A 17,461-nucleotide genomic window follows, 5' to 3' on the forward strand; every position below is an offset into this window, starting at 1 on the left:
GTAATTTCTGGTCAAAAGATCCTATTCAATTTAGTGGGAACAAGGTTTATCAACGCAATGATTTGTTTGATCCGAATTTGCCAACAAGCTGGCGTGAAGCTGGAAAGGTAGTAACAGGTACTAATTTAGAACGCATGGCTTCTGGTCGAGCGCCCATCGGTACAGATGGAAAGTCAGTGAATCTGCATCATATGACCCAAACTCAGGCAGGACCTATTGCTGAAATGACACAGAGCTTTCATCAAACCAATAGCGCAACTATTCATATCAACCCAAATACCATTCCCTCAGGTATTGATCGGGGTGCATTTGATAAGTGGAAGGTTCTATACTGGCAGCAACGGGCAGTGGGTCTGAGGAATTGAGTATGAGCAAGGTTACGGCGCAACAAGTTGAAGAGCTGATATCGTTACATCCTGATGTCGCGTGCTTTGGCAGTGAGGCGGATCGGGTGGGTGATGATTGGGTAAAGAAAGCGGAGGAGAGACTAGGGTTTGCTCTGCCTGAGTCGTATAAGTGGTTCTTAAGGACTTATGCGGGTGGAGAAGTTGGTTCTGAAGAAATTTATAATATCTATGGTTTGGAATTTGAAAGTGTTAATGGTGGGGATGTTGTTTATCAGCATATAGTGGGAATGAGGAATAATCTGATAGACGACAAAAAACTCGTCGTGAGTGAAACCGATGTTGGGGAGGTTTTTTTCTTTGATTATTCGAAATTTAAAGATGGAGAGTGCCCAGTGAGTCTTCGGATTCCATCTGGAGAAAGTATTCATTATTCTTCAGATTTTTATGAGTTTTTATATAAGCGGATTGTTGCTCATTTATCATAGTTGTTTTCAGTCAGCACCGGCCTCACTCCGGTGATTTTTTATCCCTGTCTCGCTGATTGGCGTAACAGGGGACGAGTTTGTTATTGTTTCTGAACAGGTAAAAAGGGACACCCATTAGCCGGTCTCAAGTCAAGGCTAATGGGTGTCCCATTTTTTTTGCTCGTGATCAGCCCCGTAGGACGGTGCCCGGAAACGTCCTACCTCTTCCTGACGCTTTCGACATCACTTCAAGACATTTCCCGCTGCTGCGCCGGAACCGTCCGGTTTAGGTGTTTTCGCTCGTCGATTGAGCTTTATGGATCCAATCATTTATTGACGCCAGAATAGTGGCCCTCTAATATCGCGCCACTATTATGCTATCAGTCTCCATTTCGAGGGATCGAACATGTACCCACCCGCCCTCGTGGCGAGGTTGTGCCTGGCTTTGCTGTGCCTTTCTCCGCTGAATCTTGCTCACGCCGCCCCCACCCCCGGTGAAACCGACCTCATCCGCGAACGTCAGGATCGCTTGCTCGAAGAGCAGCGTCGGCGTCTTGAAGAGCTCAAGGAATTACCCGGCAAGGAAGCCAAACCCACGCAACCGGCGGCCCCGGCCGACGCGCGTTGCTTCCCCATCAAGGACATCGAGCTCAAAGGCGCCGACAGTCTCTCCGAGAGCGAGAAAAATCGCCTGCTCAAGCCTTACATCGGCCAGTGCCTGGGCGTAACCCAGCTCAACGAACTGCTGAAAGTCATCACCGACCACTACATCGAAAAAGGCCTGGTCACCAGTCGTGCCTACTTGCCGCAGCAGGATTTGTCGGGCGGGCATCTAAAGGTGCTGGTGGTCGAAGGCAAGCTCGAAGGCTTGAAAGGCGCGGAGGGCAGCAAGCTGTCGGAGCGCGAGTTGGGCATGGCTTTTCCCGGCAAGACTGGCGAGTTGGTCAACCTGCGGGAAATCGAACAACTGGTCGATCAGCTCAACCGTTTGCCATCGAATCAGGCGCAGATGGAGTTGGCGCCGGGCAAGAACGTCGGCGGCAGTGAAGTGCTGGTCAAGAACACCCCGCAAAAGCCCTGGCGCGCCGGGTTGTCCCGCAGCAACGACGGCCAGCGCAGCACCGGCGAGCAGCAGTGGGGCACGACATTTGATTGGGACAGCCCGCTGGGTTTGGCGGATCAGTTGATGCTGCGCGGTGGTCACGATGCGATGACCGATCACCAGCACACCTCCAACAACGCGATGCTCTATTACAACCTGCCGTGGGGCTGGTGGAACTTCAGTTACACCTACAGCCAGAGCGAGTACCGCTCGCAAGCGCAGGCCAACGGTTTCAATTTCAAGCAGACCGGCGACAGTCAAAACCATCAACTGCGCGCCGAGCGGGTGATCCATCGCGATGCCGTGAGCAAGACCTCCCTCAGCACCGGTCTCTCGTACCTGCGCACCAATAACTTCATCGAAGACAGCAAACTCAAGCTGAGCAGCAACCGCATCAGCGAAGCGCAGTTCGGCATCAACCACGGTCGGCGAGTCGGCAGCGCGTTCGTCAACATTGATCTAGGCATGCAGCAAGGCATCGGCGCGTTCGATGCGCAGGGCAACGGTCACCCGGGCCCCGGCGAACCGGATGCGCGCTATCGCAAATACACCGCCACCGCGAGCTACCTGCAACCGTTCAAGGTGTGGGGCGAGTCCTTCAGTTTCAGCAGCCTGATGACCGGCCAGCGCAGCGAAGACGTGCTGTTCAGCCCGCAGCGCACCAGCCTCGGCGGGCAATCGTCGATCCGCGGTTACAAGGATCAATCCTTGTCCGGCGACAGCGGCGGCTACTGGCGCAACGACCTGCGCTGGAGCCGTCCGGTAACCTTGGAATGGCTGCGCCCGGCGTTCGCCGAATACGGCACCAGCCTCGGCTACGACCAGGGCGTGATTCGCGGCGATCGCTACAACGACGATCAGCACGGGCGCATGTCCAGCAACTCGGTGGAGCTGTTTGCACGCGGTCAGCACCTGGCCGCCAGCGTGACCTTCGCTCATTCCCTGGAACGTCCTGACGCATTGAGCGAGCGCGAAGCGCCGATCTATTTCCGCGTGGATTTCTTCCTCTAAATTCTGCTCTAGCGAGATACAAATCATGGACGTTCGCCATCACGCCTTCCTCGCGCGCCAGCCTTCTGCGGACCTGAAAACCTGCGAACACTTCTGGGGCATGCCCAAACGCGGGTTGGCGTTCCTGTTGGCCAACGTCATGTTCTGGCAGCCAATGTGGGCCCAGGCTGACGGGATTGTGGTAGCCACGCCGGGCACCAGTCTCGGTCAGGCGGGCAACGGGGTGCCGATCGTCAATATCGCCACGCCGAATGGCACCGGGTTGTCGCATAACCAGTTCCACGATTACAACGTCGGCAGCCAGGGTGTGATCCTCAACAACGTCGCCGCGCAGACCGGTGCGACACAACTAGGCGGCATCATCGTCGGCAACCCCAACCTGACCAACCGGATCGCGGCGCAAACCATCCTCAACGAAGTCATCGGCGGCAGCCCCAGCCAGTTGCGCGGTTACACCGAAGTGGCGGGGCAGTCGGCCCGCGTGATCGTCGCCAACCCTTACGGCATCAGTTGCAACGGTTGCGGGTTTATCAATACGCCGCGTGTGACGTTGACCACCGGCAAGCCGGTGCTGGACAACGGTCGATTGGATCGCTTTCAGGTGGATCAGGGCAGCGTTTCCGTCGATGGTGCCGGGCTGAACGCCAACAACGTTGACAGCTTCGAAATCATCACCCGCAGCGCGAAGATCAATGCCGAGATTCAGGCGAAGAACCTGACGATTGTGGCCGGTCGCAACGACGTCAATGCGCAGAGCCTAAAAGCTACCGCGCGCGCCGATGACGGCAGTGCCAAACCGCAATTGGCTATCGACTCCTCAGCCTTGGGCGGCATGTACGCCGGGGCGATCAAACTGGTCGGTACTGAGTCGGGTGTCGGGGTGAAACTCGACGGCAAACTGATCGCCAGCGGTGGCGATATTCAGCTCGATGCCAACGGCCACTTGAGCCTGGTCGACACCTCGGCGACTAACGGCGCGGTCAATGTCAAAGCCGCCAGTCTCGATGCGCGCGGTCCGGTCTATGCGGGCACGGCGCTAAACGTACAAACCCAAGGCAACCTGAGCAACCAGCAAACCCTCGCCGCCCGCGACAGCATCGTGCTGAGCGCCGGTGGTCAGTTGACCAACAGTGGCGTCATCGAGGCCGGGGTCAACGCCGACGGCAGCCGCAACGCCAACGGCGATGTGAGCCTCAGCGCGCAGAATCTCGACAACACCGGCAAAAGCCTGGTCGCCAGCCGCACTCTCACCATCAACACTGCTCAGACCTTGAGCAACGAGGGCGGCACGCTGAGCGGGCAAAGCACCCACATCACCGCCGCAACCCTGGACAATCAAAACAACGGGCGAGTACTGAGCAACAGCACGTTGAACCTCAATGCCAATCAGGTGCTGAACTCGAAAGGCGTGATCAACAGCACCGGCAATTTCACTGGTAATGTCGGCCGATTGAGCAACAGCAGCGGCGAGCTGAGCAGCCTGGCTGATGTTGTCCTGAACGTAACCTCACTGGATAACGTCGCCGGCCTTGTGACAGCCGGTCGCCTGCTGGACATCACCGCCAGTGGTGGAATTAACAACGTCAGCGGCACCCTGGGGGCGAAACAAGCTCTGACAGTCCGCGCACAAAACCTCGACAACAGCCAACAAGGAAAGCTGAGCAGCGAAGGCCAACTGACCACCCGAGTCAGCGGTCTCCTGAACAACCAGAGCAAAGGGCTGATCCAGGCCAACGGCGCGATGGATGTGCAAGCCACGCACCTGGACAACCGTGAAGGGAAGATTTCCGGTCTAAACACCCTAAACGTCAGCAGTAATAACACCGACAACCGCAACGGCGTGATTCGTGCCGATCAGGCGGTGAAGCTGCTGATCACTGACTTGGACAACCGTGACAAAGGCCGGCTCGAAAGCAAAGCTGCACTGACCTTTGACGGCAACAAACTGGACAATCGCAACGGTGGCCTGCTGACCGCCACCGGTCCGCTGACCCTCAAGGCCAAAGAAGTCGCCAACAATGGCGGCCGAATTTCCGGCAAGGGTGATATCGAAGCCAATATCGATACCTTGAGCCAGCAGGCTGGCGAACTGGTTGCCGAGGGCAATCTGAAGTTGACCGGCAAGACGCTGGACAACCGTAATGACGGCCTGGTCGCGTCGCTCAAATCGCTGACGGTTAACGTCGGTCAGATCGACAACCGTGGCGGTTCACTGTCCAGCCAGACCGACCTGCACATCAACGGTGCGAGCCTGAACAACAGCGACAACGGCAAAGTGCTCTCTGACACGACGCTGGCACTGAAGGTCGATCAGATCATCAACCAGTCTGCAGGGCTGATTTTCAGCAAAAGTGCGAGCACGCTCAACGGCCTCGGGCTCGACAACTCGGGCGGCAAGATCGTCAGCCAGAACAACCTCGCCTTGACCTTCGACGACATCAAGAACAACCAGCAAGGGTTGATCAGCAGCGAAGGCATACTGGTGCTCAACGGCGGCAGTCTGGACAACGGACTGGGCAAACTCTCGAGCCTCGAAGCCATGACGCTCAACGTAGCGGCAGCCCTGCAAAACCAGGGCGGTTTGATCGCTTCGCAAAAAGGTTTGACGCTGGCCAGCGCCAGTCTCGATAACAGCGACAAAGGCATCATCAGCGCCAAGGCAGCATCGACCGTCACTACAGGTGAATTCAACAACAGCAAGGGCGGCAGTCTGGCGACTGACGGCACTCTCGACCTGACCGCCAAACACCTGGATAACTCGGCCGGGCAAATTGGCAGTCAGCAGCAATTGAACGTCTCGGTCACGAGCCTGGATCAAGACGGTGGCGAGCTGTTCAGCAACAGCGACCTGACCCTCGACCTGAACAACGGCCTGCTGAACAACCAGCGTGGCAACCTCCATACGCCGGGTCTGTTGCTGTTGAAAAACCTCAAGGAGGTGAACAACAGCGGCGGTGAAATCTCCGGTGCCAAGGCCTACAGCCTCACTGCGCAAAGCCTGAACAACGATGGCGGCAAGCTGCTGAGCAACGAGAAACTCACCCTCGTTATCGACCGTGCACTGAGCAACGTCAAAGGGCTGATCGCCTCCGCCGGCCTCGACAGTCGCAGTGCCAGCCTGAACAACACCAGTGGTGAAATCCGTGGCCGCGGCGAAGTGGATCTGACGGTTACCAACGCTTTCGATAACCAGGCCGGTGTGGTCATTGCCGATGACGGGCTGACCGTAACAGCCGCCAGCCTCGATAACCGCCAGGAGGGTTTGGTAGGGGCCACAAAAGCGCTGAGCCTGACCGTCGATGACATCGATAACCGTAACGGCGAACTATCGAGCAAGGCTGATGTGACACTGATCGGCCAACAACTCGACAACAGCGACGCCGGTTACATCCTGGCCAGTGGCAACCTTGCACTGACCGTAGACAAGGTCATCAACCGCAACAAAGGGCTGCTGTCCGGTGATGCGGGGCTGACGCTGACCGGGAAAACCCTGGAAAACAGCGGTCGGCTGACCACGCTGAACAACCTCACGGTGAACCTCACTTCGGATCTGGACAACAATCAGGGCAGCCTCGTCAGCGAGGGTAAATTGGCGATCAATGCCCAGAGCCTGAGCAACAACGGCGGCACGATTTCCAGCGCCAAGGCGCTCACAATCGATAGCAAAGGCGCGGTCAGCAACCAGGGCGGCAAACTGTTGACCGACAGTAAACTGACCCTCACTAGCACCCGCCTGGATAACCAGCAAAAAGGTGCGATCAGCAGCAAAGGTGGAATGAGCATCACCACCGGCGCGCTCAATAACAGCCAGGCCAGTATTTACGCGGGCGACCGCCTGGAGCTCAGTGCCGGCCAGGTCACCAACACCGACGGCAGCATTGGCGCGGCCACCTCGCTGGTTGCCAACGTTACAGGCCTGGATCAGCAAGACGGCAAGCTCTTCAGCAAGGGCGCCTTGAGCCTTGACCTGAGCGGCGGGGCTTTGAACAACCAGGACGGCTTCATTAGCGCACCCGGTCAACTGCTGCTGAAAAACCTCGCCGGTGTGGACAACCGCAATGGTGAAATCTCTAGCGAAGAGGCCTTCGAACTGGTCGCCAAACAGCTGGATAACAGCGATGGCCAGGTGCTCAGCAACCAAAAACTCACGCTGCGTATTGAGCAGGCGTTGACCTCGGTCAAAGGCAAAATTGCCGCCGCAGCATTGCAAGTCCGCGCCGCCAGTCTGGATAACAGCGCCGGCACTCTGCTCAGCGATAGCGATCTGCAAGTGACCGTCGACGGTCTACTGACCAACCAGAACAAAGGCCTGATCAAAGCGGCCGGACAACTCACCCTCAACAGCAACGGTCTGGATAATCAGGGCGGTACGTTGCTGGGCAGCACTGGCCTGAGCATCGATCTGGGTGCAACACCTGCCGACCTGAATAACCAGAACGGCCTGATCAACACCAAGGGCGTGTTGAGCATTGCGCACCTGCGTGACCTGAATAATCAGAAAGGCGAAATCTCCAGCGTCCACAGCTTCAGCCTGACCGGCAACACGTTGGATAACCGTGGCGGCAACCTGATCAGCAATGATCAATTGACCCTCAACGCCACCCGCCTGAATAACCAGGGCGGCCTGGTTTCCGGCTGGAACAAACTCGCCGTTGCCGGCGGTAGCCTCGACAACAGCCAGGAAGGCACGCTCTCCAGCTTGCTCGGTAATCTGAACATCGACCTCAGCGGTGCGCTGATCAACAACGCCAAGGGTGGCCTGGCGGGCTTAGGCGACGTGTCCATCACTGCCGCCAGTCTCGACAACAGCAACGGCATCGTCACCAGTGGCGGCAAGCAGACGCTGACAATGACTCAAGGTGCAATCAACAACGCATCGGGTGGCTTGATCGAAAGCAGCGGCACACTCGATATCAGCGCGACCTCCTTGAACAACGCGTCGGGGAACGTCACCGCGAACAAAGCGCTGACCTTCACTGGTACGAGCCTGGATAACAGCAACGGCAGCCTGGTCGGCGAAGACAGCATCACCCTCGATCTGCTCGGTACGCTGACCAACATCAAAGGCGCACTGGGTAGTACGGGACCGCTAGTGGTCAAGCGTTCCAGCAGCATCGATAACCAGGGCGGCCAGCTGCTCAGTCAAGGTTTGTTGAGCCTGTTGACTGGAAGCCTGAATAACAGCCAGGAGGGCACCGTGGCTGCCAATGGGCAGCTCGACCTCACCGCCACCGGCAGTGTTCGTAACGACGCCGGCGGCCTGATCTCCAGTCGCGATGCAGGCCTCAATGTCAAAGCCGCTTCCCTCAACAATGCCGGCGGCGCGCTGCAAAGCCAGGGTGCATTGATCCTGGACGTGAAGGGCGGCGCCATCGACAACCAGGGCGGCAAGGTCATCGCCCAGAACGGTGAGCTGAACATCACCGCCGACAGCCTCGACAGCCGCGCCGGGGTGCTGTCGAGCCTCAAAGGTTTACTGCAGACCCGCCTGACGGGTGTATTGCGCAACGGCCAGGGCGGCAAGATCGAAGGCAATCGCCTCGACCTCCAGGCCTTGGGCGGAATCTACAGCGACAGCGGACGCATCGCCGCCAATACCGGCAACATTCTGCTTAACGCTGGCAACGCGGTTATCGATAACAGCAACGGCGGGATTTACGCCAAAGGCCAGGTCAAGGTTATTGGCGGTGCGCTGAACAACAACGCCGGCAAGATCAGCGGCGATGGTATCGACGTCGTTCTCGATAGCAATCTCTCCAACCGCGGCGGTCTGATTGAAAGCGCCGGCACCCTCGCAGTGCGTGCCGCCAGCCTCGATAACCAGACGGGCAAACTGCGTGCGCTGGGTATCAGCGGGAAAACCAACTTCCAGATCGGCAGCCTGTTCGATAACCGTAATGGCCTGGTGGAAACCGCCAACACTGACCTGACTCTCGCGACGCCGAGCTTCTTGAATGCGGGCGGTACCGTGACCCATGTGGGCGTGGGTGAGTTCGACATTTCGACAGCCAACGTCATGAGTGCCGGCGGTTCGCTGGTGACGCGTGGCGGGCTGACGTTGAACGCGGATAGCTGGACTAACAGCAGTGTGATTCAGGCGGGGCGGTTGCGAGTTAACGTCAATAACTTGATACAAACCGCAGGCGGCCAGTTGCTGGGCTCCGACAGTTTCATCGGCAGCGGGGTCAATTGGTCCAACGAAGGCCTGCTGGCCAGTAATGGCACCTTCAGCCTCGACTTGAGCGGAGCATACGGCGGAAACGGACGGGTCAGCAGTGTCGGGAATCTGGGGCTTACAGCCTCTCAGATCGACTTAACTTCTGTGGCCAGTATCACCGGTGCTTCGGCTTCTACGGTTACTAGTCGTGGCAGTCTGAACAACTTTGGTCGAATCACTTCGGCTGACAGTCTGACCGTCAATGCCGCCTCGCTGACCAACAACGGCACCCTCGGTGGTGCCGGCAAGTTGCGCATCAGCAGTAACTCATTGCTCAATCAGAACGGGCTGATTTTCAGTGGTGGCGACATGGCCCTGCGCGTGGGGACGCTCACCAATCGCTACGCGGACATCTATGGCTTGGGCAACATCAGCATCGCCCGGGACGACAGCAATGGCTGGAGTTCATCGATCAATAACATCTCGGGGACCATCGAAAGTGTCGGCGATATGACCTTGGCGGCCGATCACATCGAGAACCGCAAGGATGTGTTTCAGGTAACCGGTGGCGGGCTGGTTTCGGGTGCAATTGGGCTGCAGTGCTACTCATGTTCATCGTTTGATGGCTTTGCACCTCATTTCCCTGGATATCTGGTTTGGGTGGAAAACTACCAATCTCAGATCATTCAGGACTCGGCATCTGCCAGTTTGACAGCAGGTCGAAACTTTAGTGGTAACGGTCGAGAGCTACTGAATAACGCCTCCACTATCAGTGCAGGAAACGACCTGTCGTTAAATCTGCAGAACTTCACTAACCAGGGGGCGGCGGTTGGCGATTACAGCATAAGACGCTCGCTTGGTGGGGCGAAGGATTCCTTGCATCAGTGGCGGGCGATCATGGATTACAACGCTGCCAATGACCCGTCTTATGATCCGGGTCCCTCCGGGTATAGGGATGGACGTTTGATCAGTCCAAACTTGCGTGTATGGAACAGCGAAGGCGTTGAGTCTCTCGAGCGCATAGGGGGGCGTTCCAGTGGTGGTGAGGCGATTCGCTACATTAGGTTTGGGTCAATATGGGTGGAATATGAAGGGAGCTACGAGTTTACACGTCCACATTACAGTGATGGAGTCAGGAGCGAAGCCCCTGACTTTGTCAAAAACGCCGTCTTTTCTGAAAACACCATTACCTATAGCGGTCCGTCGTCTTTTGCCAATGCTGTTGTTCAGGCCGGTGGCAAGGTTTACATCAACGCCACTCAGAACCTGACCAACAGTGTGGTTCGTGACGGTGTAGCCGCGGGAGCCGGCGCCTCTCGTCTGGGGTCTACGCAACTCGCCGGTCAAGTTACCCCAACCGTCATCAGTATCAACTCACAGTTGCCACCGGACCTGGCCCAACAACAAGTCAACCCGCTGACACTACCTGGCTTCACCCTGCCGACCGGCGATAACGGTCTGTTCCGCCTTAGCGGTAAAGGCGGCACCGAGCAAACGATCGTCCCCGGGCAGAGCTGGACCATTGGTTCCGTTACGGCCGGTACCACGCAGCGTTCGGACGGCATGCCTGTCAGGCAAGCCACCGAGTTCCAGTTCGACAAGAACGACCCGGTCTCGGTCAAAAAACGCGAGCTGGCTCTGGCCAGTCGCCCATCGGTGAACCTCAACGACAAGACCGCTCTGATCAACGTCAATGCCGCCGCCGGTGACGGTCCGGTCGGTATGTTGTTGCCCAATCGCGGGAACATTTCCTTCGACGTGCCGCGTGTGCAGGGACTGCCTGACACCAGCGTGCGCTCCAACCCGCACAAATACCTGATCGAAACCAACCCGGTTCTCACCAACCTCAAGCAGTTCATGAGTTCGGATTACCTGCTGAGCAACCTCGGCTACGACCCGGACACCAGCGCCAAACGCCTGGGCGATGGTTTGTTTGAGCAACGCCTGGTCCAGCAGTCGATCGTCGCACGCACCGGCCAGCGTTTCCTCGACGGTCAGACCTCTGACGAAGCCATGTTCAAGTACCTGATGAACAACGCCATCGCCAGCAAGGACCAGTTGAACTTGTCCATGGGCGTAACTCTCACCGCACAGCAAGTTGCCGCGCTGACCCACGACATCGTCTGGCTCGAAGAGCATGTGGTGAACGGTGAAAAAGTATTGGTGCCGGTGCTTTACCTGGCCCAAGCGAACAACCGTCTGGCACCCAATGGCGCATTGATCCAGGGTGGCGACGTCACCCTGATTGCCGGCCAGGATTTGAACAATGCCGGGACCTTGCGAGCCACCAACAACCTTTCGGCCGAGGCCGGCAACGACCTCACCAACACCGGTTTGATCGAGGCGGGTGATCGCCTGACGCTGAAGGCGGGCAACAACATCGTCAACAAATCGGGCGGGATCATTTCCGGTCGCGACGTCAGTCTGACGGCAACCAATGGTGATGTGATCAACCAGCGTGACGTGACCGGTGTTGATGTCCGTCGGGGTGGAAGTCTGCAGCATCGCGATTATCTCGATAACGCGGCACGGATCGAGGCAGCCAACGATCTGAGCATCGATGCGGGGCGTGACATCAACAACATTGGTGGTGTGTTGCAGAGTGGGCGTGACCTCGATCTAAGTGCGACTCGCGACGTCAACATCACCTCAGTCCAGGATCGCAGCACTAATGCGCGTGGCAGCCATTTCCTCAACCAGACCATTACCCAGCATGCTGCTGAAGTGACGTCTGGCCGGGATCTGTCGATCAGCGCTGATCGTGACGTCGCCATTGTTGCAAGTCGCCTGGACGCCAAGCGTGATATCGGGGTCGATGCAGGCAATGACATTGTCATCACCTCGGCAGCCAACGAGAGTGATTACGTCTCGCGCAGCAAAAAGCGCGCGCAGGAAAGCCACAGCACTACTCAGCAGGCTTCCGTGCTGAACGCTGGTCGAGACATTGCCCTTAATGCCGGCAACGATTTGGGCATCATCGCCAGTCGGATCAAAGCTCAGGAAGACATCAGCCTCGACGCGGTGCAGGACATCACCGTCGCTTCAGCCAAGGACGAAAGTTCTTCCTACTACTACAGGAAGAAAACGGGCTCGTTCGGTCGCAGTAGCACCACTCAGAAAGAGAGCTACGACAGCACTAACGTCGCCTCGGTGATAGAGGCGGGGAATGATCTGACCGTCAACACCTCCAAGGATGGGGACGGCGCGGTCAGCCTCGATGGTGGACGTAACGTCACCATCATCGGCAGTCAGTTGAAGGCCGGTAACGATCTGGTGGTCGGTGCGACCAACGATGTCGCCGTGCTCTCAGCCACCGAGGAAACCGGTGACTACAGCAAGAAAACCAAAACCGGTCTGTTCGGCATGTCGAGCAACGGCAATAGTCAACTGCAAACCACCGTCACCCAGATCGGTAGTGAACTGGATGCAGGCCACGATGCGGTCATTCTAGCGGGGCGCGATGTGCGGTTGAACGCCAGTGAAGTCAATGCCGAAAATGATGCCGAACTGCACGCCGGGCTGGTGGACAAAACCGGTGACATCACGCTGTCGTCCTCCGATGATCTGGCCTACAGCCGTGCCGAGGAGTACAAGAAAAAGCTGGGTCTGACACTCAAGGACGCTATTGGCTGGGCGGTGGGCACGCCAAGTTTCGGGGGTGACATTACGGTCAACTCGTCAAACAAAGAGGGGCGCGAGGTCGTCAGTTCCAACAGTGTTGGCAGCCAGGTCAACGCCGGAAATGACGCGATTCTGAATGCGGCCCGTGACATCAATATCATCGGCAGCGGCATCAGCGCCGGTAACAACGCGAAGCTGGATGCCGGGCGTGATGTTAACGTCGTCGCCTCCACCGATCAACAGCGCAGCAACAGTTGGGAAACCGATAAAAGCACCGGCCTCAAGCAAAACGTCGACAACAACGGGTACACCACGTTTGTCGGCAATGAAACCATCAAGCACGGGGTCGACAGCAGCGGTTATACCGCAGCCGGCAGTTCCATCGATGCCGGGTTTAACCTCATCGTCAATGCTGGTCGGGATATCAATCAGCAGGGTTCTGACCTGCAAGCCGAAAACAACATCAAGCTCAAGGCCGGTCACAACATCAACATTGATGCGGCGGAAGAAGCCAGCATCGTCACCACCCGTGACAGCGTGAAACGTACCGGCTCGACCACCACCGTCGCTTACAACTACGGCAACACTGTTGATAGCCTCAAAGGCACTGGCAAAGGTGAGGATGGGGTCAGCAAGGGTTCCAGCGTTCTAAAGTCGGTAGATGCCCTTGATCAGTTCTTCAGCGGGCCCAAGTTCGATGGTCATCTGGGCTCATCCAGTACCAGCCAGACTCACACCCAGACATCGATAACCAATCGCCCATCCAGTTTGTCGGCCGGTGGCGACATCACGCTTGAAGCTGAAAATGATGTCGACGTGAAAGGCAGTCAGTTCGATGCCGGGCGCGATATCAATGTCTCGGGCCGTAACATCACCTTCGATGTAGCACACGGCACCGAAAGCAGCGAAGACAATCAGACCCAAAGCAAAGGCGGTATCAAGGGGGGCACCAGCGGCGGGTTCAAACTGGGTGTAGGTATCAGTAATGCCGGCAACCAGGGCGAGTCGAGTCAAGGCACCTCTACGGCGACGCAACTCAACGCCGGCGGCAGCATCAATCTGGACGCGAAAAACGATCTGACGCTGATCGCCACTCAGGCGACTGCTGAACGGGATATCAAACTTAAGGCCGGCAACGACCTGAACGTGTTGTCCACACAAAATGCTTACAGCAGTGAAAACGACCGCCGCAGCTGGGGAGCAGAGGGCGGCATCATCCTAGGCAAAGACGGGTTTGGCATCTATGGCTCCGCCAATATCGGAATTGGCGATCTCAACCGCGAAGGTGTGAAGCAGCAGGAAGCCTACCTGTACGCAGGCAACAAGCTGGACTTTGAAAGTGGACGTGACACCAATATCGCTGGCGCCACATTGCGTGGCGATGAAGTCGTTGGTGATGTGGGTCGCAATCTCACAGTGAGCTCGGTGCCGGATACTGGAAAAGTGCGTGGGCAGGAACTGGACCTGAGCATCACTGGTTCGTTTTACGGTGTCAGTGGTTCGGTCGGGTATGGCAAAACCACTGGCCAGACCAACTGGGTCGAAAACCAGACGGTGATCAGCGGTAAAAACAAAGTCGATATCCACACCGAAGGTCACACGCAGCTGGATGGCGCAGTGCTGACCGCCGACAACGGCAATCTCAAGCTGGATACCGATACCCTGGGTTTCCGCAACATCACCGGCAAGGACAACGAGCACGGTTACTACCTGAATGTCAGCGGTAGCTACGGCGCGGAGGGTGGCTCCCAAGCCGACAAACCTAACAAAGGCATGGAAGCCCCGGATAAGAACAGTTGGGCGGTGGAGGGTTACAACTACACCAAGGATCGTGAGCAGACGCTGAACGCCACAGTGGGGGCGGGCGAGATTGTCGTGCGCCATGACAAGGCTACTGGGCAGGACTCAACGGCCGGGCTCAATCGCGATGTGAACAAGGCTTACGAAGTGACTCGGGATGAGGAGCATCGTACGGATCTGTATGCCAGCAGTTCTTCGATTGATGCGGTCATGGATCCGGTAAAGACCGTCAATGACTGGAAGAACAACGTCGTTGATTTCCCCAAGAACCAGAAGGAGCAGGTCACCAAGCTTTTAACTGCCATTGACGACAAATGGAATGAAATCCAGGCGCAGCACGTGGATAACAGCGATGTGCCGAAAAACGTGTGGGACATGTTTGGCGACGAGCGTGCCCTTGCAATCACCAAGAATCTTGTGCGCGCAGGTGCCGATCCGAAAGCGCTTGAGTCACTGGATGAGAGTGTGCTGAAAGCACTGGGTGATTTTGCTAATCAAGCGGCGGCTTATGATGGACAACTGCATGTCCTCAACGACAACAAAAATACCACTGATAACACCCAGTCTGACTGGAAAAAGGGCGATGTAGTACAGCTCGGATGGACAGAAATTGATCCTCTCCCTCGCAACGCAGGCGAGGCCATGCTCAACCCGCTCATAAAGGCTTTGGAAACTGCCGGCAAGCTCCCGGTAGAACAAATTCAGGCCATTTCGCTGTCTCTTCAGGCGATCATGGGACCATTGAAATTTGCGGTCAGCTTGGCAGCCCATGCGGCGATCGACCTGACGATTGGGGAACAATACCAGCAGAAGAAAGAGGAAGCGGCAATCAAGCTGGCGGCCGCGCTGACCGACCGTACTCTGAAGTACATGGAGGAAGAACACAGCGAGGCTAAATCGAATGCCGACAGCGTTCTGAAAGGCGATCCGTACGTTGTTGCTGTCGAATTTCTGATTGATGCTGTGGTGGGTGAGTTCAAGACGCTGGGGATTAAGGCTGGCGGTAGGATCATTCAGGTTGCAGAGAAAAGGGATCCAAATGACGTCCTGGGTGGCGCGCACAGGGATACGACCAAACCTCGAAACGACGGTTTAGATTCTCACCACTGTCCTGCACAGGGTTGCTATAAGGGCGCTCCGATCAGTAGTCGGAACGGCCCGGCGGTCAAGATGGATCCGGCAGATCACGAGTTGACTGCAAGCTACGGTCGCAGTGCAGAAGCCAAAGCCTACAGGGCAAAACAGAAGGAGTTGCTTGAGGAAGGCAGGCTGATGGATGCTATTCAGATGGACGTGGATGACATCAGAAGTAAATTTGGTCATAAATATGACGAAGGCATCAAGCAAATGTTGGACTATGCCTCCAAGCTAAATCCAAGCGACTTTAGGAGGTAGGGAATGGATTTTACGTATTTTAAATCCGGTGCGGTCGGCCCCTTGAATGGAACATTGTCTAGGCCGCAGGCTCGTAGAGTTTTGGGTGGCGGGTTCAAAGAGTTCAAAAAAACGACAGCAGCATTGAACACGACCGACGCTTTTAATCTTCATCATCTGCATGTTTACTACGATGTAAATGATGTGGTGAAAGGGGTTGAGTTTTTCCGGGGAAGCAAGTTTACCTGGAAAGGACATTTGCTGGTGGGAGAGGAATCTTCTAAGGTGCTGGACTTGTTTCGTCGAGAGGGAATACACCCAGCTATTGATGACGACGGTTTCGATGTTGAAAAATTAGGTATGAGTTTTTATGTGCCTGATATTGACGAAGTAGAGGGTGCGGTGATTGAAACTTTATATATTAACTTTCGCCCAGAGGAGTAGAGCTCTAAGTTGTAGCAGTGTAAGGACGAAATTTGGTGGAGTTCCAGTTTGTTGGTAGCCGCTGTGAGCAGCATAGCTACGATATAACGCAGCCTCAGGAACGCATTCCCGTGACGAGCGTGCCCTCAATGTAAAAGGGAAGATTTATTTGGTTTGGTTGAGATAAACAAGTACAGATCACATTTTCCTGAGGGGCAGTGGCTCTTCGATTTAAACATGGTTGATCACTCACCAGAATGGTCCCGGAGGGGTATGAATAATGAGCGAAGACGATATTTATCTGCAACTCGGGCAGATTTTGCTGGACACATCCCCCGCGACGGCTATGAAGGTCATAGTCGAGGCGGAGCTATCTCCAGAGAACGATCATTGCCAGCTTCTATTTGATTATGTGGACGAGGAAGGTAAACAGGACTGGTTTAGCCCCGTCAGCGCTCAAGTGGATTCAGAATTATTTGATTGTCTTGTAAAACTTCGAAAAATCTATATTCAGAACGGAATGACGGGTGGGTGTCCGATCTGGAGTGGCTGCGTAATTGCATTGGATGTTGCTGTCAGTAAGTTGGCGGTTGAATTTAAATATGATTAGCTTGGGCCGGGACATAAAGGAGGCGGATATATTTGTTTGGGATGGAGTATGGAGAAAGCCTTTATTCGTCCTTTGATTCGTGTATTCCAAAAATTGAGCAGGCATTAAAAACGGACGACCCACAGGTCGCCCATTTTCATTCACTCCGCAGCCTGCGCCCGCAACCGTCTGCTAATCACATCCATCAAATCACAGCCATCGCGCAATGGTATGGCCAGCAGTTTAGAAAAGTCAGATAGCACAACCGTGTCGCAACCAATCTCGGCACGAAAGGCGATGTTCTCCAGCGCCTGAGTGACAGTGCGGATGCGGTAATCCGCCATGGCTTGCAGGACGTCGAGCGGCGCTTGGGTGTCGATGAGCAGTGATGCCGGGATCAGGTCGATTCCGGTGAGGGGCATGTATCTATCCATAGGTGGAGTCTCTCGTAATTAAAAAGGACTCTCTATGATCAGGTCGCCAAACCCGGTCGCCTTTTGGGCGACGGTTTGACTATAAGGATCAGCCTCCCAGCGGTACAGAGCCCCAGTTCTGAATTTGATGTAGGGGAAA

At 56.1% G+C, this 17,461-nt stretch carries 7 protein-coding genes; 6 read left to right on the forward strand and 1 reads right to left on the reverse strand.

The genetic code is table 11. The features are described 5' to 3' along the window. The first annotated feature begins 77 nt into the window (after nucleotides 1-77). From JFU47_RS24755 to JFU47_RS24780, 6 genes are all read left to right on the forward strand, one after another. Nucleotides 78-365 carry an HNH/ENDO VII family nuclease gene (locus JFU47_RS24755; protein ID WP_446739649.1) on the forward strand — a complete coding sequence of 96 codons (288 nt, stop codon included), beginning with the start codon at nucleotides 78-80 and terminating at the stop codon, nucleotides 363-365. 2 nt (nucleotides 366-367) lie between these two features. After that, nucleotides 368-832 (forward strand): SMI1/KNR4 family protein, encoded by a 465-nt coding sequence (locus JFU47_RS24760; protein ID WP_201186309.1) that lies wholly within the window; start codon nucleotides 368-370, stop codon nucleotides 830-832. Nucleotides 833-1,217: 385 nt separating this feature from the next. Further along, nucleotides 1,218-2,924 carry a ShlB/FhaC/HecB family hemolysin secretion/activation protein gene (locus JFU47_RS24765; RefSeq protein WP_201186311.1) on the forward strand — a complete coding sequence of 569 codons (1,707 nt, stop codon included), beginning with the start codon at nucleotides 1,218-1,220 and terminating at the stop codon, nucleotides 2,922-2,924. Nucleotides 2,925-2,949: 25 nt separating this feature from the next. After that, nucleotides 2,950-15,897 (forward strand): hemagglutinin repeat-containing protein, encoded by a 12,948-nt coding sequence (locus tag JFU47_RS24770; RefSeq protein ID WP_201186319.1) that lies wholly within the window; start codon nucleotides 2,950-2,952, stop codon nucleotides 15,895-15,897. 3 nt (nucleotides 15,898-15,900) lie between these two features. Continuing rightward, complete coding sequence (locus JFU47_RS24775; protein ID WP_149630937.1) at nucleotides 15,901-16,320, forward strand: hypothetical protein; 420 nt, start codon at nucleotides 15,901-15,903, stop codon at nucleotides 16,318-16,320. Between the two features lie 259 nt (nucleotides 16,321-16,579). Then, nucleotides 16,580-16,909 carry a hypothetical protein gene (locus JFU47_RS24780; protein WP_149630938.1) on the forward strand — a complete coding sequence of 110 codons (330 nt, stop codon included), beginning with the start codon at nucleotides 16,580-16,582 and terminating at the stop codon, nucleotides 16,907-16,909. A 140-nt stretch (nucleotides 16,910-17,049) separates the two neighbouring features. On the opposite strand, the gene JFU47_RS24785 is transcribed toward JFU47_RS24780, so the two are convergent. Further along, entirely contained in the window at nucleotides 17,050-17,322 is a 273-nt protein-coding gene (locus tag JFU47_RS24785; RefSeq protein ID WP_149630939.1) for a hypothetical protein, read from the reverse strand. Nucleotides 17,323-17,461: the final 139 nt, after the last annotated feature.

It is taken from the genome of Pseudomonas sp. TH39(2020) (assembly GCF_016650715.1).
In the GTDB taxonomy this organism is placed as follows: Bacteria; Pseudomonadota; Gammaproteobacteria; order Pseudomonadales; family Pseudomonadaceae; genus Aquipseudomonas; species Aquipseudomonas mandelii_C.